This window comes from Acidianus sp. HS-5, from assembly GCF_021655615.1.
GTDB lineage: Archaea > Thermoproteota > Thermoprotei_A > Sulfolobales > Sulfolobaceae > Acidianus.
Map to the genome: position 1 here is coordinate 769,285 of NZ_AP025245.1, position 20,675 is coordinate 789,959.

A 20,675-nucleotide genomic window follows, 5' to 3' on the forward strand; every position below is an offset into this window, starting at 1 on the left:
CATAGAAGTTAATAAACTGAAGGTACATAAACTATAGTTAAATCCCCAAATTTAGCGTCACCCTTTATTATTTCACTACATTTATATTTCCAAACCTTCTCATCAGGATACGTTAATTTCTCCATAATTGTTAAAGTAGGGTCTTCTTTCTCAAATTGAAGGGCTATCTTCTTTACTCCGTCAGGATAAGGTTCTGGGATAATTAATAAATCCCTCCCAGTCCTAGCTAGAGCATTAAGCTTTGAATAATCAATTTCTCCCCTAACATGAAGCGTTATAACTATAACTTGAGTTAAGTCCCTCTCAACTATTTGTAAAGCTCTAATTATTGAGGAAACCCCCGGAATTATGTTAAGCTCAACTCCGTGCTCTTTAGCTAGTTTTTTCAATTTATCTAGAAGCTGATAGTCAGAAACTGCAGGGTCACCATGGTTTAAAAACGCTACTTCCTTGTTTTTGGCTAGCTCCATTACCTCGTTGAGCAGTTTTGCCTCCTCCCTATAATTTAATGGGATGACTTCTTTTCCCTCGACGTACTTTGAGAACCTTTCTATTACGCTCCCCCACCCGGTTATTACTTCAGCCTTTCTTATGACGTCTAGACCTTTTACTGTAATTAACTCAGGATCTCCTGGACCTACGCCAACGATGTAAAGCATTTCATTCACCGATTGAAGCAATAGAAACTGTTACTTCTCCTTTATAAGGAATTTTTCTTAAAATAAGCTTAGAGTTAGACCCTGCAGATATTAAAGCACAAGCCTCTGCAACGTTCTTTATTCCAAGTTCCTTAAGCTTCTGACTTTGAGGAGAAAGGCATTCGTCTTCAAAAGAATTGACCTCGTCTAAGGAAATTAGCCTGAATTTTACTCCTAGTTTTTCCGCAACTTTTCCAACTTTTTCTCTTATAGAAGATATGACCTCAACTTGGGATAAATCAGCGTTTATCTTCCTTAATGCAAAAAGTATTGCTTCTTCTATTGTCTCCTCATCTGCCTCTATCTTACTTCCAACGCCTATAGATAGCCTTAGAGGTTTCAGATAAACTGTATTCTCATCACTTCCGGTCTCTCCTACTACAATAAAGTACTTGCAGTCGTCTCCTGTCTTGTATTTCCCCTTGACCTTGGGCAAAGACTTTAAGCCTTTTACGCAAACTTCTTCCCCTTTAAGTAGTGCTGAAGTCACTTTAACAACGTTTTCAACATTAAGTATTTTACAGTTAACTAACCTTGCAAACTCTTCTACACTAGTGACGTTTGATAATTCGCTCGCAGTAGTAATTACCGGGGTTGCACCTAATATCTTCGAGACCTCTTCTGCATATTCGTTAGCTCCCCAATGTGCTCCTAATATCGGAATTACGAATTTTCCTTCATCGTCTACTGCAATAACTGCAGGATCTTTGTCTTTGCTTTTCGCGTATTTGCATATTGTTCTAACTGCACCGCTCAACGCCATGGTGAAGATTATCCCATCGTAACAGTTCCATATCTTCTCAAAGTTTGCCTCCTTATAAGAGAAGAGTGAACATGGTACTTCCCTTTTCTTAAGTTCTTCACAGAGTTTCTCGGCAATCCTACTTTTGGTTGCATAAATTATTGCAAACCCTCTCCAAGCCCTCTCCATACATAGAGAAGAGAAAAAGGATATTTAAACATGGAGTAAAGGAAAAAAGAGTAATTTATTTCCTATTATAGACAACTCATTACGTTATTGACTAACGCCTCTACTTGAGAAGCACTTGCGTTAATTCCGGATATGAAGATTTCTATTTCTTCATTATTAGATACTCCAACGAATTCAACGCGATTATGAGTTTCAGATAGATAGAAATCTAAGCCATTATAAGTCGAAACAGAAATATTGTCTCCGAAAAACTTATAGTTATTTTCCATTCTGCTAAGTGCTGATGGGTTTTTCATTGCGCAATTAAGATCTTTATAAAGTTCTGACGCTCCGTTATTGGAGGAACTCCAACTAGCCGCAAATACGCGTATGACAACTTTTTTACCGTTAACTGTACCGTTAAGGTTGGCAAAAACTGCCTTAGCAGGATAAACTGTAGTATATGCCTTAATATACATACGACTTATTACTCCACAATAATGCAGTTCATGAGCAATTCCGCAATTAAGATTGCATAAAAAGGAATGTTAAACGTGTAAGATATTTGGTCTTTGTTGTCCCATTTGAAAACGAAATTGAATATTTACAAGCACTTATTTCAGTTTCAATTCCAGAATGATTTTTCTGAAGAGTCCAACTTCCGCCAAACTCACTTTTTGCAGTTGATGCTAAAACTGTAATCCCGTGTGGTGAGATTAACGGTAAGACAACTAGAAATACTACTAGGACTACTATTACTGCAACTACTCCGCCAATTATAGCCTTCAAAGGAATCTTCTTTTTAGGAGGTTGTTGTGGCATGTAAGGATATTGATAGGTTGGAGGTTGAGGAGGCGGTTGTGGAGAAGGCTGTTGTTGAGGTGTATTGCCACCTTGCAATATAGACGAAGAAGGCAAAGGCGAACCACATTTTAAGCAGAATTTTGCATCATCTGCATTAGGATACCCACATTTAGGACAATATTTTACCATTTTACATCACTTTACAGACTTTAGTTTAACCGATTAAAAACATTGTAGGTTACAAATTTTATCCTAAAAAAGACTCAAATTGAACTAATCATTTCATTAAACTAACTCTATAATATATTTAAATTTAGGAGTCTTTACTTCTTCATCCATTTCACTACATAGTCCAATTTCTATAGCAAGACGTATATTATAAAAAGGAAATGAATTTATAGACAACTTTGTATTTGACTAACTATTCCTTGGATTTGAGAGTTTGTAGGGGCTACGTTTATTACCCATACTAATATTTCATCGGTATTTGAGATTCCGACAAATGTACCCGCGGAAACTATGCAACATTTAGGAATCACATTCGGCATAAGTGACTGACTTAGTTGAGTATGATTACATGTAGACATGAAAATGTAATCCATACCGTTAAATGATGAGATTACAAAACACTTTGCGCCTTCGGTTTTGGCTTTTGCCTCTAGATGAGAAATTGTAGATGAATAGCTAGAGTTCGTGAGAATTTTATTAAATTTTGTATATATGCCGTATATTGGATTAGACGTAGTATTATAATGAATTCCCACTACAAGAATGAAGGCTTTATGACCATTCACTGTACCGTTAGCCATTGCTGTAACAATCTTTACTGGATAAATTAAATGGACCGTGGGCATATAGTAGTTCGAAGATCCCATAGGCAATATTGAAAGGAAAAGACCAATATAGAACTGCAATCCCGACAATCCTAACTTTGAGCTAGTTTCTTTTATTGTGGTTCCGTTCAAGTATTTTACTTCATATGTTTTATTGCCTATATAAATTCCAGTAGCAGATTTACATTTTGATAATTTCCAACTTCCTCCGAATTCACTCGAAGCTGTAGAAGCTAGGGCATTAATGCCATGTGGAGAAATTAACGGTAAAACTACTAGGAATACGACTAGAACTACTATAACAGCCATTACTGCACCTATTATTGCTTTCATTGGGATCTTCTTTTTTGGTAAAGGAGCCGAAGGTTGCTGCACTGGCGAGAGTTGAGGGGATGGTTGAGGTGAACTGCCTTGCAATATAGACGAAGAAGGCAAAGGCGAACCACATTTTAAGCAGAATTTTGCATCATCTGCATTAGGATACCCACATTTAGGGCAGTATTTTACCATTTTTACATCACTTTTACAAAACTTTAATTTCACAGATTAAAAGTATTTAGGTTACAAATTTATCATTGAAAGAACTTAAATTGAATGCATCATTTCATTAAACTAACTATGGTATATTTAAACTTAGGAGTCTTTACTTCTTCATCCATTTCACTACATACTACATAATTTATTTCTGCATTATGCATGTAAGCAAAGGCAACACCTTTTACAATATCTTGAGATATTCTAACTTTAGTCTTCGCAGAACCGCATTCTGAAGATATTTTAATTTCATCACCATCATTTATTCCTAAAGACTTAGCATCTTCAGGATTAATAAATACTTCCAAGGGAATCTCAGGAAATCCTGACCTAATTATTAGTTCATCAGTGTTGTAATGAGTTACTTCCCTTCCAGTTACGAGTATAATTCCTTTAGAAAGCTTAGGCTGTTCAACTGGGCGGAAGTGGGCTTTCCCATCTTCAGTAAGGAATTTCTCTCTATAAAGTACATCATCGTTCTGAGGATACCTTGAAGGTAATGAGTAGTCTGTCACTTCTTTAAAGTCCAGGTTAGAATATGAAGAGACCTCCTTCAGCTCGTTAAACACTTCCTTTGGATCCGTAGAGAAGTTGAAACCGAACTTTCTTGCTATGTCAGCAATTATTTCAAGTTCAGGCTTTGTTTCACCGGGGGAATTTACGGCTTTAAATCTCCACTTTACTAACCTATCTAAACTTGTAACCGAGCCTTCCTTCTCAGCCCACATTGCGGCTGGAAGTACATAGTGAGCAAACTTTGCTGTCTCTGTCATGAAAGAGTCAATTACAACCAATAAATCTATGGAAGAAAGAACTTTTTCAACTACCTTCCTATTAGGAAAACTCTTTGCTGGATTGAAGTTCATTAGGAATATTGCCCTTAAACCAGTTCCATATAATGCTTCAGTGACTGTCTTTCCAGGAATGACCGGAGGTTTGAAGCCCCAAATTTCTTTCAATTGTAATGCATGGAGTTCGTCCATTTTTCCGTTAGGGAAAACGTTCGGTTTAATTAGATCTCCAGAACCTTGTACGTTAGCTTGGCCACGATAAACTACAACTCCTCCAGTTCCTAGATTTCCTGTGAGCAATGCAAGATTAACTAAAGCTCTGACTCCATTGACTCCAGAGGACTGAGTTAAGCCCAAGCCCCAAGAAAAGATTACAGGTTTTTGTGAAATGATATTTGCGAATTGTATTATCTTTCCCTTAGGAATTCCAGTAATTTTTTCAGCTTCATTTAAGGAATATTTGTTTACTACTTTTTCATAGTCTTCAAATCCTTCAGCTCTAGTTTTGATAAAATTCTCGTCAATAAGACCTTTAGAAATCAAATAGTTACCTACTGCGTTGAATAAATAAATATCCGTAGAAGGAGATATTTGTAAGTATAGATCCGCAATTTTAGCAATCCCAGTTTCCCTGGGATCTATTACTACTAGTTTTCCTCCGTTCTTCTTCATTTCCAAAACGTACTCAGAAATTACTGGATGGCTTTCAGTCATTGATTCGCCTACTATTACTAAAGCCTTTGCTTTTGGAATTTGAGTTACTGAAATTGATGAGGCACCTACTCCGAGCATTTCCTTTAATGCTAAGGCTGAAGGATCATGGCAGACCCTAGCACAAGAATCTACGTTATTTGTTCCTAAAGCTCTAGCAAGTTTCATGAAAGAGTATACTTCTTCCAAGGTATTCTGACATCCACCGTAAAATCCTACTGCAAAAGGTCCGTAATCTTTGATTATCTTACTAAGACGAAGGGAAATTTCGTCTATTGCCTCCTTCCAGGAAATTCTTATGAACTTATCTCCTTCTCTCTTTAGCGGATAAAAGAGTCTATCCTCAGCATAAAGCGATTTAAACGCTATACTACCTTTACCGCATATGTGACCTTTACTCACTACGTGGGATTTATCTGGTAAAACTCTAGTAATCTTGTCATCAGAGACTTCCAGTTCTAACCCACAGCCTACACCACAAAAAGGACAAATTGTTTTAACTAACATAATAAACAATTTTCCCTAAAAAATTTAAAGATATTATTTTTAGTTATTCATATTTCTACGGTTTTTTCATTTTTTGATAAATTTCAAGTATTTTATCAACAATCTCTAACGGACTCGGTTCTCTACCTTTTTCTTTCTTTAATTCTTCAATTACTTTATCCATGAAGTCCTTAACTTTCTTACCTGCAATACAGAATTCTGGAACTTTAAAATTCGGAACTCCCTTCCCATCGTAGCTCTTCAATAATTCCTCTTGTTCGTCTTCAGTAGCAAATGGATAAGATAGACAAGCGTAAGGCTTAAAGGAATTTATTGTACAAATCCAACCTTTCTGAAACTGGCAAGGTCTTGGTAATAAATAAAATCCGTTCTTCTTTTCCAGTCTGAGGTCTTTCATGTTCTTCTTCATTTCCTTAAAATCATAACCGTAAACCGGAACTGGGTATCCTTCTTTGCAACATTTTCCTCCACAAGTCTCACATTCCTTACCTAAATCTATTACATTATTCATTGCAAATTGGTAAATTATTGAATAAATTGCATATTTAGCTATAGGCGCGTTGTACTGAGCAAGGAAATTAACGATTTTCCTTAAACTCTCAACGTCAGACCTTAAAGCCTTCTTTGTTAGAATGTTTACTTCATCAGTGTTCATACTTAGTCATTTTTATATTAAAATAAATTATTATCTTCAAAACCTTCTTTGAAGACTTCAAGCGGAGGAGATAACGGCAAAATTAAATCCTTTTCATTAAATGGATAGATGATTTCCGGCAATCTGTAAACTTTAAATGAATAAAATTCATCCATAGAGTCTCCTTTTTTGAGAATATCTATTATCTCCTTACCTTGTTCTGGGGAAACGTTCATTTTCAGTTTATCTATCATATACTCCATAGTGTAAGCCAACTGTGAATAAAGATATTCGTAAGCCTCTGCTTTTATTGCAGGGATTATAATCTGTTTTTCCTTATTGTCCTTTAAATATAGGAGTAAGTAATTATCGTGAAGCTTTTTTACATACTTAAAAGGTAAGTAAAAGGGAATATTCCTTACTTTGCTTATAACTCCCCTATTCTTTCTATATAGCCCTATGTACTTAGAGAAGCCCTCTTTATAGTGTAGGAAAATAAATGATAAATTATCCTTGGAAAAGTATGAGACATAATCTGCTTCTGGGATTTCATTTTCCGCTAGTATTAATATCATTAAAAAGTCATGCGAATAAAAGTTAATATCTTTTCAATAAAAAGATTCCTAGTTAATCCATCAGTATTTCCTTATATACTTCTGGTTGTTTCTCTGCATTGAATTTATTGAACAATTTAGGAGCTAGTTTAGTCTCCTCTTTTTCTAATTGCTTTTGCATAATTATATTGTAGAATGGACTTTAAAAAAGATTTTGTTAAAATACTTCAAAATCCCTATGCCTTTCCCATAAATACTGGCTTACAAAAAATACTTTAGAAACGTCGAAGTCAAAAAACATAGCGTCAGTATTTATTACTTGCACTATAGGTTTTGGTTCTATTGATAAAATTATAGGTCTTTCTACTTTAATCCTGAATGTTGTATGCTCTGGATGATCTATTATTATTTCCGAACTTTCACCCTTGGGAGTTAATAATAATTTCAAATTATATGTAACTACTGAAAACAATTTTTCAACAGCAGAATCTATTGAGAAAGCAAATTTACTATTCATGGTATTTATTCTTACTCTGACAAAGCTCGAGTTAAGATTAGGAACGTAAACCCTACTACTGAGAGAAAAGGAATTAACAAGATAAGCTTCGACGTTGGATAGCCTTAACACGTGATTGGATCCCATTAAGTTTGTAATCTCGTCTTCTGAGTCTGTTTTTCTCCTTTTCTCTTCCTGGATCCTTGAAGTTAAGAAAAGTAAAGAAGATAAGAGATTGTAGTAAGCTGAGACCATGCTCCTTGATGAGTCTAAAACTTCCTTAATTTCGTTATAAAGTTCCTCGCTGCCAGAATAATATCTTATCAAAGTTTCTAAATTAATTTGAGGTAATGATGAAAGCGAACAAATTTCGTATAAAATTGAATCTACTTTCTCCTTCAGATTTCTAGCTTCTCCCTTAAATTCATCCTTAAATTCCGTAACTTCCTCCACACCTGCATAGAGTTTTATTAAAAGAGGAACTAACATATTAGGAATATTTCCGCTCATTATTCCGTTATTTACTTCAAAATAATATTCCTTAGAAAGTCTTTCAATAACCGAGAACTTTAATGTGTAAGATGATTTCTTAGGATTTTCTGAAAATCTTCCGAATGAAGAAGATAAATAAAGTACCTTACCTAATCCTCTTATAAAATTCCTGAATTCTTTCTTAAGAATTTCATCGTTAGCCGGAATAATTTTGAAATTAAAGTCTCCAGAAAAAGCCTTTCCTTCTTTCAACTCTATTTCTTTTACGCCATTAACTACCGTAATTGATGAAGAATAAAACCTGTTAAGAATATTCTCCAATACTTCCTTCCGATTAAAACTATGAGTCTCTCTTTTTTCTTCCTCCTCAATTTTTCCTATGTATTGAGGTAAGGGAGATAGCCAGGGATTATTTCTTAAAAATTTAGGTATTGTTATTTTCTGCTTTTTAGGTATTGGATAAACTACATTTGCGAATGCGCCTTCTTTTTCGGTCTTATTGAGACCGTTTAAGCCTATAATCAGTATCGGCGTATTATAGAAACTTACTGGAAAAGATAGTGAAGTAAAGTAATCATAGCCTTTAGTTTCAACCAGTCCAGGAGTATTCAAAGAGAAGAACGCGTAAATTTTGCCTCCTCTCATCTTAAGTGATGAAATTTCCTTTGGTATATTGAGCGCATTAATTCGATTTTTAATTTTTTTACAATCAAACATAGTTTTTATTCTTCCACACTCATACATTTCCGCTTCTCCCGCTATGTTAACGAAGGAAGTTATCTCAACCTTACTGAAATCGTTAAAAATTGGAGGCAATGAATAGGACAAGAGCTTCCTTTTACCTATTTTTCCCCAAGATAAAGTGAAATTAATCTTTCTAACTAGAGAAAATTTTAAATTACGCAAGTCCTCAGAGTCAATTATTGCTTTCCTAACAATTTCGCTGAGTTTCGATAGTTCAATTTCTTTCGGTGATGAGTAAATCTCCATAGAGAAACCAAAGCTCCTTCCTTCTTGGGCTATTAATTCCTCTACCCAAGGTATTGCGAATTCTACTTCCCTCCTCTTATATACCTTTCCAAGAATGAAATTTGATGCGTATATAGAAATTATCCTACTATCTTTTTGTCTAAAAACTATTGCCAAGTGCGTTACGTCAGAAGTTACGTCTCTCACAAGTAAGGCATACTCTTCTCCTTCAGTTAGAGGATTTTTAAGCTCTAAATTAATCTCAACGGATAAAGGTTCGTTATGTCCTCTAAGCGAAGTAGGCAAGGTTAAACCTATTATGTCACCGTCTCCAATAACATTAGAAAACTTATACATTATTATGAATTTAGGAGAAAGAGGTAAATAACCTTGTTGAGAATTGTTTATTTTTTCTGAGATTCATCTTATTATAGATGGTTACATACCTATTAGAGAAAGAAATAAACAGTAAGGAAGATCCGAAGGTTAGAATAATAAAAAGAACTGACGAGAGGCTTAGTTATACTTTCGATTCCTCCAGAATTTCAAGGCTTTACATACCTTATATTATGAAAGACAAGATGGACGATATTACAGAAACTGTGTATAAAAGTCCTTTTACCAAATTAAGCAGAATAAGTTTAGAAGAACTAGATAAGGTTCTACTTATATTGAATAGGTACCCTAACTTGTTTAACTCAATAGATTTCTTTGCAGCAGACGAGATAGTTCTATCAGAATTTGATGAGGAAGGAAGAATTAATGGTAGGAAAAAGAAGTTTAAAGTAAAGGACAAGATTTACGAAATTTCAGGAAATAAAAGCATAATAGCTAAGGAAAAATATTATGAGACCGCAAAGAAAATTAATGCATTAAAAGTTGAAATTCTCTTTAATAGTTATGATAGGGGTTTCAAACTCTCTGAATTAGGAAATCTATTAATGATAAAAAGTAAAAAAGGACATAAGGAATACTTCTTCGATAATTTTTCAGTAATTATTGAAAGAATGCTAAAAAAAGAGGATATTGAGATCATACGCAAGTATAAAGGAAAAATTTTCCATTTCACTAAAGATTACGGTACTACTTTAATAGACGGAATTACGTTGAAGAAATTCTTTATAGATGGAAAAGAGGGAAGTATAGAAGAGTTAAAGAGAATTTCAGGAGATTTTTCGACTGAAATTTCGAAGCATAATTTTACATGGTTTAATGGACATGAGATAACTACTGCTCAAGGAGTTAAAATTCCTCACGCACCATACGATTATTCTGTAGACAACATAGAAGTCCTAATAGATGTCCTCAAGTTAGAAAAGGGATACTTCGTATACGGAAACCTTAACATTTACAGCTACGATTACGGATTTACTATAAAATTAAAAGACGGAAAACCCTCGTTTTTCAAACTAAACAAATTCATAAAGAATGTAAATACAAATAATTTTGAAATAATAGCTTCTGATGTTCCTCCTACAGGGAAGGGGAAAGTTATAATTTATACTCTATTAGGTTTCAAAAAAGAGAGTAGTCTTAATCCAATAAAATTCATATCAAACGACGGCATAAGAATGAAAAAGATTCCGCGTTAGGGGCCTCTCCTTAGCCTAAACTATAGTTAAATTTCCAATATAAAATTCGAGTTTTATATCCATGTTGTACTATCATATTTCAAAATGTAATCCTATCTTATAGAGATTCATGCACTCACTTGAAAAGCCTTATCCATAAATAAGAACCATGTCCTATAAATAGAAAATTTTTTAAGATAAGCTTAAAAAGTTCGATAACAAACAAACCATGTTTTATTATGCCTCAAGACTTTGGTTTCAAATATTTACTCATCTCTAGAATATTTAGGAGCGTAGGTTTAATATTCGTCACAATTTCCTCACCTCTATATTTGAAGTTGTTAGGTTATTCTCCCCTTGTAATAGGTTTAGTATTCTCAGCAGTTGTAGGCTTTACCGCATTTCTTTCCCTTACCTTGGGATTTTTAGGTGACAGGCGAGGATATAAGAAGTCCCTAATGATTGCCGAAGGAATATCAACGGTGGGGGTAATCTTACTTGCGTTAACTCCTACTAATTTCCTATTATTAGCAACTTCCTTAATTCTTGCAGGAATAACCGGAAGTGCTACAGGAATGAGAGGATTGTTTTCTCCAGGTTTAACAGCATTAGTTGCAACAAATTGGAAGGAAGATTTTGAGAGAGTAAGGAAAATGGGTCTGCTTTCTTCCGTTGCGTCTATTTCGTCAGTAGGAGGAAGTCTTATGTTAACTTTCATAGATTATCTTCCTTTCGGGAAGATAGGAAATTATAAATTCTTCTTTTTGGTCTCTTCCATATTTCTAGTGCTATCATTCGCTTTTCTGTTACTAGTTAAGGAAAATAGAAAGGAGAGGGCTAAAACGAGTAGGATAATGAGAAAAACCAGCCTAAAATATGTTTCAAAAGTTATCATTTCTAACTCAATAGGCGCAGTAGGAATAGGAATGAGTATTCCTTTATTATCACTATGGTTATCGTTATATTATCACGCTACCGACCCAGAAATCGGAGAAATATTCACATTAAATTACGTATTTACGTCCCTAGGATCTTTCCTTGCCACAAGGATAAAAGCAAACATACTCAGTCTAGCTTCAATAACTAGAGTAATGAACGGGGTATTCTTAATAGCAATGGCTTTATCTCCTTACCTTTATCTTGCAGGTGCTTTATATATTCTAAGAGGATTTAATGCAGGTTTTGGAGCTCCTAATAGGACTGCAGTGAATATAAGAGGAATTTCGCCAGAAGATTATGGAACAGCCTCAAGCTTTCAAGCCTTGGCTACAAGGTTTTCACAAATGAGCTCAAGCGTTGGTGGATATTTAATGGAACTAGATCTTCCTTTACCGCTTGAAGTGGGGGGAATATTGCAAGCTATTAGTGGTGGAGTTTACTTAAGATTATTTAAGAAAGAAATAGGGAAGAAGATTGAGGAAAAACCTGCTCAATGATCTTCTATTTCTTTCAAAAGCTTCTGCTTAATCTGTCTCGCACTACCTGAGATAGCCTTGGTCTTTCCATTATATATATAAAATACGGTAAATTTATCAGGATCGTATTCTTCAACTTTCTGAATTTTTATTCCTTTAAACTTTTTCTCAAGGCTTAACTTTAGCTTCTTCTCCTTTCTCATAGACTTAGCTACGAAATTCGTCTTCTTAAGGAGTAGCTCAAGCTTCCACTTCTCCCAGTTTTTAACAGAAGATAAAGATTCAAACTTAGTGGATAAGGAATCTATAAACTTTATAAGATCATCGAGAGTTGAGAACTTTTCTTTCCCTGTCATAAACCTCTTCAAGAAGAACGCAACATTAGTTACTTTCTCTCTTTCATCCTTCAGAATAATCCTGCTGTTAACAGTCATTAAAATATTTTTGTTAAATAAGCTTAAAAACATTCATAACCGCTAGGTTCAGCAAAAACCCTATTTTGAATAAGTTAATAATCCTTCCTATCCTATTAATTGATGTGATATTTATAGAAAATTTGACGAAGATTTTTGACGGAAAAGAAGTTTTAAGAGGAGTTTCCTTTGAAGTAAAGAAAGGTTCGATAACTGGATTTATAGGACCTAATGGTGCGGGAAAAACTACAACGATAAAGATTATTGCTGGATTAATAAGGAAATCTGGAGGAATAATTGAAGTCTTCGGTGAAGATCCTTGGGACAACCCCAAGGTACATGAGAAAATGGCGATAATTTTTACCAATTTAGTTTATCCTCAGGAGAATACTGTTGAAGAATACTTAAAGGACTTAGGTAAAATATACGGTACTGACGTAAGAGAGTTTATAGAGGAATTTAACCTTACCGATCACTTAAAGAAGAAGCTCTCTCAGTTATCTTCTGGTTTAGCCCAGAGAGTTCAGTTAGTAGCATCCCTCATAAAAGATCCAGAATTAATTATTGCAGATGAGCCTACGGCAAACTTAGACCCTCCTGCAAGGATGGAGTTTTACGAAGAGGTGAGAAAACTGAATAAGCACGGCGTTACGTTCTTTATTTCTTCCCACATCTTATCGGAGTTGGAGAAGGTTATAAGTGATGTTGTTTTCATTAATAACGGAAGAGTTACATTCCAAGGGAAAGTTGAGAACGCTTTAAAGGAGGCTGAGGAGGAAGAAATTTTGCTGGTTGTAGATAACTTGGAAAAGGCAATGAGAGTGTTAGGCGGAAGGATTGAAGGGCCCTACCTTAAGGTTAGGGGAAAAGTAAGAGAAGTAGTTGATAAATTAGACGATGCAGGAATTGAGATAATAAGCTTAAGGAGGTCTTCTTTAGATGATGCGTTCAAGAAATTATCAAATATTTAGCATAATATTTAAAGAAAGATTTAGAGAACCTACGCTGGAGATAGTAATACCAATAATGCTATCATCAAACGTATTTATTAATGCATTCTACGAGAGAGGAAACTTTACAATTTATGGGATTATGCTGGCTTTCATACCACTGATTAGCGTATCAGAAACGATAGTTTTTTCTCTAGCTTTGCGTAATATAATCTTCGTAACTGGAGATCACATATATAGAGGATCGATAATCTCCTTCTTGACTTTCCCTATAAAGAGGATATCGCTCTTCTTAATGATGTACTTCTCGGACGTAATAATCCCTTACATACTGTGGTTAACAACTACGGAGGCTTTTATTCTCTTTTCAGGAATTCCAGTACCACAGTTCCTCGTCTTAATATATACTGTAGGATATTTCTTCGTAGAGGATATAATTTTATCTGTGGCACTGACTTTTAGGAGTGCTGGAATTTCCACGCTTCTTTCAAGCTTTATAGTGGGTACACTCTTTATATTCGGAGGAATGTTGAATTATTATGAAATAATTCAAGGATACCATGGACTCTGCATAACCTCAGCTTTAAATCCTTACGTTCTACTCTTATATGAGGCAGTAAGCCAAAAGAGTTTACCTTGCTTATTTGGAGGGATAATAATAGAACTAGTGATAGCCTTGCTTACTTTTGTCTTCTCTCTCAATAAATTTAAGAGGATGGAAATATGATAAGAGGACTGCTCTTATCAATAGGTATTGTATTAATTTCCCTTTCCATGCTTTCAATTACTTCTCCTATATCAAATGTAGTAAGCGTCTCAAAACCGTATTGTTTAACAATTCCTCCCACAGTAAAAGCTATTGCGGTTATTTATGAAAATTCTACTAACGTACGCGTTTACGCTAAAATTTCTCATGATAATTTAACTGAAATAGTCAGACCGCCTTTCAATACAGTCTTAACAAAAGGTAAATGGATTTTTGAAGTTTGTAACGAGACTTATCCAAAGATTTTTTACAAAACGGTTAATAAGACTTTAGTTGAAAAGAACGGCACAGTAGTTATAATACAAAAAACCATAAATTACACCAAGGTAGTAACGACCAACAATGCAGCTTACCCGTTTTACGTTAAACTTTACATAAAATGTATGAAAATATTTGAGTATAAGGATATTGCAGAAATTGTAGGAGCGGTTTTAATAATTTCGAGTGTCTTTTTGTATTTAAGAAAACGTTTTTAACTATGAATGGAATTTTTAATTATGAGACTACTAAGGTGGTATTTAATCTATAAAATCCTAGCCTTCTTCATTAGGAGAGGTGGAAAGAAATGAGCTTAACTACCTACGTTAGAAAAGAGATATCAAAAAGGTTAGAAGATCTAACTAGAAGTTTTTACGAAAATGTACTACCTCCTGTTGATATATATGAAGAAGGAGGATACTTAAACATTGATGCTGATCTACCTGGATTTCAAAAGGATAAAATACATCTAAGGTTAACGTCTTCAAACGAGATAGTAATTGAAGCAGAAAGAGAAATTCCTGAGAGCGGAGTAAAATACTTAACTCAAAGACCTAAAAGACTCTCTAGAACTATCAAACTTCCAGTTACAGTAAAAAAGGATTCACAAGTTACTGCAAAATACGATAACGGAGTTCTTCATATCTCAATACCAGTTGAAGGAACTACATCAATAAAAATAGAATAAAATATTTCTTATTTTTTCATGATTAATGCTAAAATTATTAAAAGTAAAGCCAGTACAACATTTTTTGTGATTATATAAGATAATATGGAGATTACAGCTATTACTACGCTTAGATAATAATCTCTTGAAGTTGACTTTTTCTCAATGATTGGCTTCTCTAGGAGAGAACTTCTGAATTTCCTAACATAAGAAGAGAAAGTATCCTTTACTTGATCTATAACAGCAGGTATTACGAGGTCTTCATCTTCTATTAGCTTAACCAAATTTGAGAAGAAATTAAATTCGGGATAAATTGTAACACATGTACCACCAAGAGTTGACGTAGTCCTAATGTAAAGGACTAACTTTTGAGGTAACCTTAAAGGGAACCTATAAAATACCTCGTTTGACGCATTTATAAAATCCTCAACTTCCAACGTTTCTGGAGTTACTCCTTCAAAGGTCTTAAGGAAAATCTCTATTCCTTTAGCCAAGAGCTCCCTATCAGCCTCAGGCTGTATTGCACCTAGTTCATCTAATACCTTCGTAAGCTCTATTCCATCAAGCCTGGTTAAGGCTACGTAAGCTCTTACAAGTTTATTCCTAGTATCCTTATCCATTCTTCCTACCATTCCAAAGTCGTATAACACTAAATTGCCTTCATTATCAACTCCTATGTTTCCAGGATGAGGATCTGCGTGAAAGTATTCTTTCTCTAATATCATAACCATGAAAGTCCTAAATACCTTATAAGCAAGATTTTCGGGAGGGATAATTTTCTTCGCTTCCTCTGAGGTTACCTTATGAGATTTAACATACTCCATTACCAGAACTCTCTTAGTAGCATAAATCGGCTTAGGAATTCTGACGTCGGGGAAGCTCAACTCTTCCCTTATTTTCTTCATGTAAAATTCTTCTTTAGTAAAGTCCATTTCATCAAATATTCTTGAAGAAAAATCATCAATTATTGCCTTAGCACTTTCATAAAAAGACTCATCGAAAATGTACTTAAGAAAAGGAGTAAGAGTTTTCATTACCTTTATATCTTCCTCAACTTCCTTCCTTATGTTAGGTCTGTTAACCTTCAGCACTACTTCTTTACCATCGAGCTCAGCTAAATAGACTTGAGCAATGCTAGCAGAAGCTATAGGGTTTGGATTAATCTTAATCTTTTTAAGGAATTCTTCCCCTAAATCTTCCTTAATCTCTTCATGAACTTTATTCCAAGGTTCAGGTGGAACCTCGTCCTGTAGCCTTGATAATACCTTTAAGTAACCTTCAGGAAGTAAGTCTGAATGAACAGAGAGCATCTGTCCTAATTTAATAAATGCAGGACCTAAGGAGACAAGAGTATTTAACATCTTTTCTGCTTCTTTCTCAATTTCTTTTTCATCGACCTTCTTATTATCTAAAGTAAGTCTTCTATAATGCCTTAGCATTAATACTCTAGGAAGTAATTTGAAGCCGACGTAAAGTGTTCTTAACATGTTTTTACTATTTATTAATAAAGTATTAAGTCAGACTGTATGTATATTAGCTACAAAGCCTATAGATAATTATGGAGTGGAAAATAAATACCAAGAAGTTAAATAAGGAAACTGAAGATTACTCTTGTTTAATAGATGATATAACTAATTCCGAAGAAATAGAGAGACTTAGTAAAAAATATTCGATATCTAGAGGAGTTATTCATGAATTTGTTACAGAATTTTTAATAAAAGTTCTTAAAGAAAAGAAAAATAATGAAGATGAAATAGTAAGAAAATTTTCAATGCCAAAGGAGATTGTAGAAGAAGTTAAGAGACAAGCTTCTTCTTCTCAGTAAAGATTTAATATTTTTCTTCTCCAAAATTTTGTTAGAGGCCCCGCCTGAATTGTGACGAGCTTTCAGCGGGCTGAGTATGATGAAATATAAAGTATAAAGTTACAGCACCTACTGTTGAAGAGAGCAATACAAATAAGTAAGCTAATGCCGGGTTTAAGAGGAATAAATAATTAAACATTACGCTGCCAAGGAAACCTGCAACTGCTTTTCCTGTATATAAGATTCCGTTATTTACGGTTGAGTACCTAGTACCGAAAACTATTCCTGAAACATTAAAATAGAGAGTTATTACTGCACCTCCGGCTAAGCCTATTACTACTACTGCAGGAATTATTTGATTAAAGAAAAGAGAGACACTGCCGAGCACTATTATACCGTCAACAATTACGGTAGTTTTTATTACGCCTAACTTATCTGCAATTTGACCGAAAATCGGTCTCCCAGATCCACTTAACACCGGAAAGATTGAGATGAGTATTGATAATTCTTGAAATGATAAGACCTTGCCTATTATTGATAAAGAAGAGGATATAACAAGTAGAGGGACAGTAGCAGTAACAAATGATAAATAAATTAACCAAAAAGTCTTGGAAAGTATTGCCTCTTTAGGCGATTTTCCACTCTGCATTGTTGGGTATTCAATAAATAGAGAAAGGATGGGCAGAATTATCAGTTCAGTTAAACCTATTATTAGGGTTACTACCCTGAAGCTTTTCGACATTAATATAAAAGGGTCTGCAAAAGCTGAACCTAAGCCAAAGCCTAAGGAAATCAAACCAGTAGCGAAAGCCATCCTTTTCTTAAACCATTTAACTGCTAAGTTGGAAGATATTCCGTAAAGAATTCCTTCTCCTATACTCCCCAAAGACCAAAATATGAAGAACTCATAAATACTGGAAGAAAAGGAAGTACCCAGAAATCCTAAGGCTGAAAGCACTGAAGAAATTAACGCGACTTTTTTAGGTCCAAACTTATCAGCAAAATTTCCTCCTAAAGGTTGAAATCCGGAGGAGAATATTGTAAAGAGCGAGAAACCTAAGGAAATTTCAACTATACTTACGCTAAATCCTTCTTTAAGCAGGGGTTCTAAAGCGTTCCAGGAATATTGATACAACGAATTGAAAGACATTATTACGAAGCCTATTATTATGAAGTTCTCCTTCTTCACATGTTTTATAGGAATTGTCGATATAAATATGTTGACTCTTTATTTCACTACATAGAGTATATACTTATCACTTTTTTACGGAATAAAAGTCTAATTATATTCTATTGTACTCAGTCAGACTTTGGAGGACAAGATATTCCTTCCTTTATGAGGTTAGAGGATTGCTACACTTCAAATCATGTACAAGTATGTTTTCTCAAAATACACTATTATTCGTTAAAATAAATCATGAACTAATTACTCATGTCACTGACTCATATATGCAAAAATTTGCCTGCTAAGATGAGTCATTTACACATTATCAGCTCAAACTTATTATTTATATCAAAAAATTTATAAGCTGAACATCATAAAATTTAGATATGGTAAAATATTGTCCAAGATGTGGAGCTCAAGTAACAGATGAAGCCAGGTTCTGTCCTAAATGCGGGTTCGATTTTTCAACCCTCCAACAATCCGCTCCGAGTACGTCCTCACAACAGCCCCCACAGCAACCACCATATCAACCACCTCCTAGTAATCCACCAACTTATCAACAACCTACTAACCCACCACCGTATCAACAGCCTCCTTATCAGCAACCACCATATCAACCGAACCAACCACCATATCAACCACCTCCTAGTAATCCACCAACTTATCAACAGCAAACAGAGTCATTAATTTCTACAGCAAATAAGGCTGCTAGATATACACCAATGTTAACTAAATATGGTAAGCTGCTGCTATTATTATCTATAATATTTGAGGCACTAACAACCATTTTAGTCTCATCTTGCATTATTTCATCCCTAACTAAGATTTCAGCTCCAGCTAGTGATATTGCTCCTTTAGCACTGCTACTAGTATCTGCGGTAATTTACCTAATATCTCCAGTATTTTCGGCATTTAGTAGAGGTATTAATATTAGTAAATTAACAATGATTTTAGCTATTTTAGCGTTTATTTTATTAGGAATTACATATATAGTATTTTCAAAAGAATCCGGATATACTTCAGGATATATAGGAATTACAAGTATAACAATATATGGTACAACGTTTACAATAAGCATTACTACCGGGATAATAATTCTTATAGGTGCAGCATTAGTTATATTTACATTGTTTATAAACATGGGCGGTTTCATAAATTCCATCATCCAGATTGTTGGAATAATATTAATTTATATATACACTGTCTCTAATAATTTCAACTTTGAATCAATGCTATGGGGAATAGCATTAATTATAGCATTAATATTCAACATGATTCCTAGTTTCTACAGAGGAAATTATCTACAGATGGCCACTGGAATAGGCTATAGTATAGCAGTATTATTGTTCACAATAGGTATGATAATAACCGGGGCATCGCAAGTCTCCGCTCCTTCCCCCAGTTCTTTAGGAATTTCAGGAGGAATAATAAACGGAGCCTACGGAACCTACATTGCTGCCGGAGCCATAGGAATAATAGCTGGAATAATAGGACTTATAGACTCTATATTCATACTAATCTACACCTTAGCTTACAAAGCAATGCCAAATTTATAAAATAAAATTTTTTTCTCTTAATATTTTTTAGCTTCTACGATACTCTATTTATATGGAAAGAATTATAACTTTAGACCCTGCAACTACAGAAATTGTAGCTTTTCTGGACGGCACATCAAGAATTGTTGGAGTTTCAGAAGATTCTGACTACCCAGAGGAAATTAAAAGTAGGGCAAAAGTTACGAGAAAGCTAGTAAACGTGGATAACTCATTACCTTCAGAAGTAATAGATGAGATTGTAAGGAGACATATAAAGGAGAGAAAACCTTTACACGAGGCACTATGGGATAAAATCTACGAACTTGACCCAGACCTGATAGTAGGTCAAGGAATTTGCGAAGTCTGTGCATTACCTGCAATATCTACCTTGGAAATGAAGGAAAACGCTTTCCCTAAAAAGTTCAGAATTTCGAGAATGGAAGTTTTCAACCCATCAACTTTCATGGATATACCTAAAGAAACTATGAAGATAGCTAAAGTTTTAGGTAGGGAGAGAAAGGCTGAAGAGCTTGAGGACGAGTTCAGAGAGAGTACTGAGGAGAGTCAAGGATTGGGCAGAGGAACAAAGACAGTCGTAATAGAATGGATAAAGCCAATACACCTCATAGGAAAATGGGTTTCTGATATGGTAAATTTGATGGGCTCTATTCCATTAGCGAGACCTGGAGGCCAAGGAGGAGTTTTTGATTGGGAAGTGATAAAGGAATTCAATCCAGACTATTTGATAATTTCTCCGTGCAGTTTTTCAGTTAACAGGAGTTTAATGGAAATTGAGAAAATTACTTCTCTCCCGGGGTATTCTGACCTCAATGCAGTAAAAGAAGACCACGTCTATGTGCTGGAGCCACTCTATGCTAGGGCTTCTCAAAAGACTTTAGAATTTCTGAATGCTTTAAAGGAAATATACACCTCAGGAGAAGTTGATAGGAGATACGGTATAAGACTTTAATACGGAAATTTTTTAAGCAATGCATGAACAGAGATTTTTAGCTGGGCCCGTAGCTCAGCTAGGTAGAGCGGCGGGCTTTTAACCGCTCTGGCGGGAAGTAACCCGTAGGTCCCGGGTTCGAATCCCGGCGGGCCCGCCACACCTTTCGTTGTAATAAATTTAAAAGATTGCCATATAACATTTTATTATCTTGAGCGTTAACCTTTATGAAAAGCTGAAGGAGAGGGC

General features: G+C 34.7%; 21 protein-coding genes and 1 tRNA gene. 10 read left to right on the plus strand and 12 right to left on the minus strand.

From position 1 onward, the window contains the following. Positions 1–8 precede the first annotated feature (8 nt). From HS5_RS04085 to HS5_RS04125, 9 genes are all read right to left on the minus strand, one after another. On the minus strand, positions 9–659 hold the full coding sequence (locus tag HS5_RS04085; RefSeq protein WP_236752896.1) for a cobalt-precorrin-7 (C(5))-methyltransferase: 651 nt from the start codon (positions 657–659) through the stop codon (positions 9–11). Between the two features lies 1 nt (position 660). Further along, complete coding sequence (cbiG, locus tag HS5_RS04090) at positions 661–1,629, minus strand: cobalt-precorrin 5A hydrolase (protein ID WP_236752897.1); 969 nt, start codon at positions 1,627–1,629, stop codon at positions 661–663. Positions 1,630–1,694: 65 nt separating this feature from the next. After that, a complete protein-coding gene (locus HS5_RS04095; protein WP_236752898.1) occupies positions 1,695–2,087 on the minus strand; it encodes a hypothetical protein in 393 nt (130 codons plus the stop codon). 46 nt (positions 2,088–2,133) lie between these two features. After that, on the minus strand, positions 2,134–2,601 hold the full coding sequence (locus HS5_RS04100; protein ID WP_236752899.1) for a zinc ribbon domain-containing protein: 468 nt from the start codon (positions 2,599–2,601) through the stop codon (positions 2,134–2,136). A gap of 206 nt (positions 2,602–2,807) precedes the next feature. Continuing rightward, complete coding sequence (locus HS5_RS04105; protein ID WP_236752900.1) at positions 2,808–3,755, minus strand: zinc ribbon domain-containing protein; 948 nt, start codon at positions 3,753–3,755, stop codon at positions 2,808–2,810. 89 nt (positions 3,756–3,844) lie between these two features. After that, positions 3,845–5,791 carry a formate dehydrogenase subunit alpha gene (gene fdhF, locus HS5_RS04110; protein WP_236753460.1) on the minus strand — a complete coding sequence of 649 codons (1,947 nt, stop codon included), beginning with the start codon at positions 5,789–5,791 and terminating at the stop codon, positions 3,845–3,847. Positions 5,792–5,843: 52 nt separating this feature from the next. Then, entirely contained in the window at positions 5,844–6,443 is a 600-nt protein-coding gene (locus HS5_RS04115; protein ID WP_236752901.1) for a YkgJ family cysteine cluster protein, read from the minus strand. A 17-nt stretch (positions 6,444–6,460) separates the two neighbouring features. Continuing rightward, complete coding sequence (locus HS5_RS04120) at positions 6,461–6,997, minus strand: hypothetical protein (RefSeq protein ID WP_236752902.1); 537 nt, start codon at positions 6,995–6,997, stop codon at positions 6,461–6,463. A 196-nt stretch (positions 6,998–7,193) separates the two neighbouring features. Then, on the minus strand, positions 7,194–9,290 hold the full coding sequence (locus HS5_RS04125) for a hypothetical protein (protein WP_236752903.1): 2,097 nt from the start codon (positions 9,288–9,290) through the stop codon (positions 7,194–7,196). 77 nt (positions 9,291–9,367) lie between these two features. Here HS5_RS04125 and HS5_RS04130 point away from each other — a divergent pair, with 77 nt between their 5' ends. Together HS5_RS04130 and HS5_RS04135 are read left to right on the plus strand one after the other, a co-directional pair. After that, on the plus strand, positions 9,368–10,525 hold the full coding sequence (locus tag HS5_RS04130; protein ID WP_236752904.1) for a hypothetical protein: 1,158 nt from the start codon (positions 9,368–9,370) through the stop codon (positions 10,523–10,525). A 218-nt stretch (positions 10,526–10,743) separates the two neighbouring features. Then, positions 10,744–11,940: an MFS transporter gene (locus tag HS5_RS04135; protein ID WP_236752905.1), complete on the plus strand. Its 1,197-nt coding sequence runs from the start codon at positions 10,744–10,746 to the stop codon at positions 11,938–11,940. On the opposite strand, the gene HS5_RS04140 is transcribed toward HS5_RS04135, so the two are convergent. Then, a complete protein-coding gene (locus HS5_RS04140; RefSeq protein ID WP_236752906.1) occupies positions 11,934–12,353 on the minus strand; it encodes a hypothetical protein in 420 nt (139 codons plus the stop codon). The genes HS5_RS04135 and HS5_RS04140 overlap by 7 nt on opposite strands. Before the next feature lie 104 nt (positions 12,354–12,457). Between HS5_RS04140 and HS5_RS04145 the strand changes: the two genes are divergently transcribed. The 4 genes from HS5_RS04145 (at position 12,458) to hsp14 (ending at position 14,994) form a co-directional block, all read left to right on the plus strand. Further along, a complete protein-coding gene (locus HS5_RS04145) occupies positions 12,458–13,303 on the plus strand; it encodes an ABC transporter ATP-binding protein (protein ID WP_236752907.1) in 846 nt (281 codons plus the stop codon). Continuing rightward, complete coding sequence (locus HS5_RS04150; protein WP_236752908.1) at positions 13,272–14,009, plus strand: hypothetical protein; 738 nt, start codon at positions 13,272–13,274, stop codon at positions 14,007–14,009. The genes HS5_RS04145 and HS5_RS04150 overlap by 32 nt, the downstream gene beginning before the upstream one ends. Then, on the plus strand, positions 14,006–14,524 hold the full coding sequence (locus HS5_RS04155) for a hypothetical protein (RefSeq protein WP_236752909.1): 519 nt from the start codon (positions 14,006–14,008) through the stop codon (positions 14,522–14,524). Before HS5_RS04150 ends, HS5_RS04155 begins: the two co-directional genes overlap by 4 nt. An 89-nt stretch (positions 14,525–14,613) precedes the next feature. Continuing rightward, on the plus strand, positions 14,614–14,994 hold the full coding sequence (hsp14, locus tag HS5_RS04160) for an archaeal heat shock protein Hsp14 (RefSeq protein ID WP_236752910.1): 381 nt from the start codon (positions 14,614–14,616) through the stop codon (positions 14,992–14,994). Between the two features lie 8 nt (positions 14,995–15,002). Here the strand turns inward: hsp14 and HS5_RS04165 are convergent, their stop codons facing one another. Further along, positions 15,003–16,460 carry an AarF/UbiB family protein gene (locus HS5_RS04165; RefSeq protein WP_236752911.1) on the minus strand — a complete coding sequence of 486 codons (1,458 nt, stop codon included), beginning with the start codon at positions 16,458–16,460 and terminating at the stop codon, positions 15,003–15,005. Between the two features lie 71 nt (positions 16,461–16,531). Here HS5_RS04165 and HS5_RS04170 point away from each other — a divergent pair, with 71 nt between their 5' ends. After that, entirely contained in the window at positions 16,532–16,798 is a 267-nt protein-coding gene (locus HS5_RS04170; RefSeq protein WP_236752912.1) for a hypothetical protein, read from the plus strand. Between the two features lie 31 nt (positions 16,799–16,829). On the opposite strand, the gene HS5_RS04175 is transcribed toward HS5_RS04170, so the two are convergent. After that, on the minus strand, positions 16,830–17,966 hold the full coding sequence (locus HS5_RS04175) for an OFA family MFS transporter (protein WP_236752913.1): 1,137 nt from the start codon (positions 17,964–17,966) through the stop codon (positions 16,830–16,832). Positions 17,967–18,328: 362 nt separating this feature from the next. Between HS5_RS04175 and HS5_RS04180 the strand changes: the two genes are divergently transcribed. The 3 genes from HS5_RS04180 (at position 18,329) to HS5_RS04190 (ending at position 20,586) form a co-directional block, all read left to right on the plus strand. Continuing rightward, entirely contained in the window at positions 18,329–19,498 is a 1,170-nt protein-coding gene (locus tag HS5_RS04180) for a zinc ribbon domain-containing protein (RefSeq protein ID WP_236752914.1), read from the plus strand. 52 nt (positions 19,499–19,550) lie between these two features. Next, positions 19,551–20,447: an ABC transporter substrate-binding protein gene (locus HS5_RS04185; RefSeq protein ID WP_236752915.1), complete on the plus strand. Its 897-nt coding sequence runs from the start codon at positions 19,551–19,553 to the stop codon at positions 20,445–20,447. A 43-nt stretch (positions 20,448–20,490) separates the two neighbouring features. Continuing rightward, positions 20,491–20,586 (plus strand) — tRNA-Lys (locus HS5_RS04190). Positions 20,587–20,675 lie beyond the last annotated feature (89 nt).

Coding starts and splice junctions, on each gene's coding strand:
- HS5_RS04085 (WP_236752896.1), bottom strand. CDS start 659: ATGCTTTACATCGTTGGCGTAGGTCCAGGAGATCCTGAGTTAATTACA.
- cbiG (WP_236752897.1), bottom strand. CDS start 1,629: ATGGAGAGGGCTTGGAGAGGGTTTGCAATAATTTATGCAACCAAAAGT.
- HS5_RS04095 (WP_236752898.1), bottom strand. CDS start 2,087: ATGTATATTAAGGCATATACTACAGTTTATCCTGCTAAGGCAGTTTTT.
- HS5_RS04100 (WP_236752899.1), bottom strand. CDS start 2,601: ATGGTAAAATATTGTCCTAAATGTGGGTATCCTAATGCAGATGATGCA.
- HS5_RS04105 (WP_236752900.1), bottom strand. CDS start 3,755: ATGGTAAAATACTGCCCTAAATGTGGGTATCCTAATGCAGATGATGCA.
- HS5_RS04115 (WP_236752901.1), bottom strand. CDS start 6,443: ATGAACACTGATGAAGTAAACATTCTAACAAAGAAGGCTTTAAGGTCT.
- HS5_RS04120 (WP_236752902.1), bottom strand. CDS start 6,997: ATGATATTAATACTAGCGGAAAATGAAATCCCAGAAGCAGATTATGTC.
- HS5_RS04125 (WP_236752903.1), bottom strand. CDS start 9,290: ATGTATAAGTTTTCTAATGTTATTGGAGACGGTGACATAATAGGTTTA.
- HS5_RS04130 (WP_236752904.1), top strand. CDS start 9,368: ATGGTTACATACCTATTAGAGAAAGAAATAAACAGTAAGGAAGATCCG.
- HS5_RS04135 (WP_236752905.1), top strand. CDS start 10,744: ATGCCTCAAGACTTTGGTTTCAAATATTTACTCATCTCTAGAATATTT.
- HS5_RS04140 (WP_236752906.1), bottom strand. CDS start 12,353: ATGACTGTTAACAGCAGGATTATTCTGAAGGATGAAAGAGAGAAAGTA.
- HS5_RS04150 (WP_236752908.1), top strand. CDS start 13,272: ATGATGCGTTCAAGAAATTATCAAATATTTAGCATAATATTTAAAGAA.
- HS5_RS04155 (WP_236752909.1), top strand. CDS start 14,006: ATGATAAGAGGACTGCTCTTATCAATAGGTATTGTATTAATTTCCCTT.
- hsp14 (WP_236752910.1), top strand. CDS start 14,614: ATGAGCTTAACTACCTACGTTAGAAAAGAGATATCAAAAAGGTTAGAA.
- HS5_RS04165 (WP_236752911.1), bottom strand. CDS start 16,460: ATGTTAAGAACACTTTACGTCGGCTTCAAATTACTTCCTAGAGTATTA.
- HS5_RS04170 (WP_236752912.1), top strand. CDS start 16,532: ATGGAGTGGAAAATAAATACCAAGAAGTTAAATAAGGAAACTGAAGAT.
- HS5_RS04180 (WP_236752914.1), top strand. CDS start 18,329: ATGGTAAAATATTGTCCAAGATGTGGAGCTCAAGTAACAGATGAAGCC.
- HS5_RS04185 (WP_236752915.1), top strand. CDS start 19,551: ATGGAAAGAATTATAACTTTAGACCCTGCAACTACAGAAATTGTAGCT.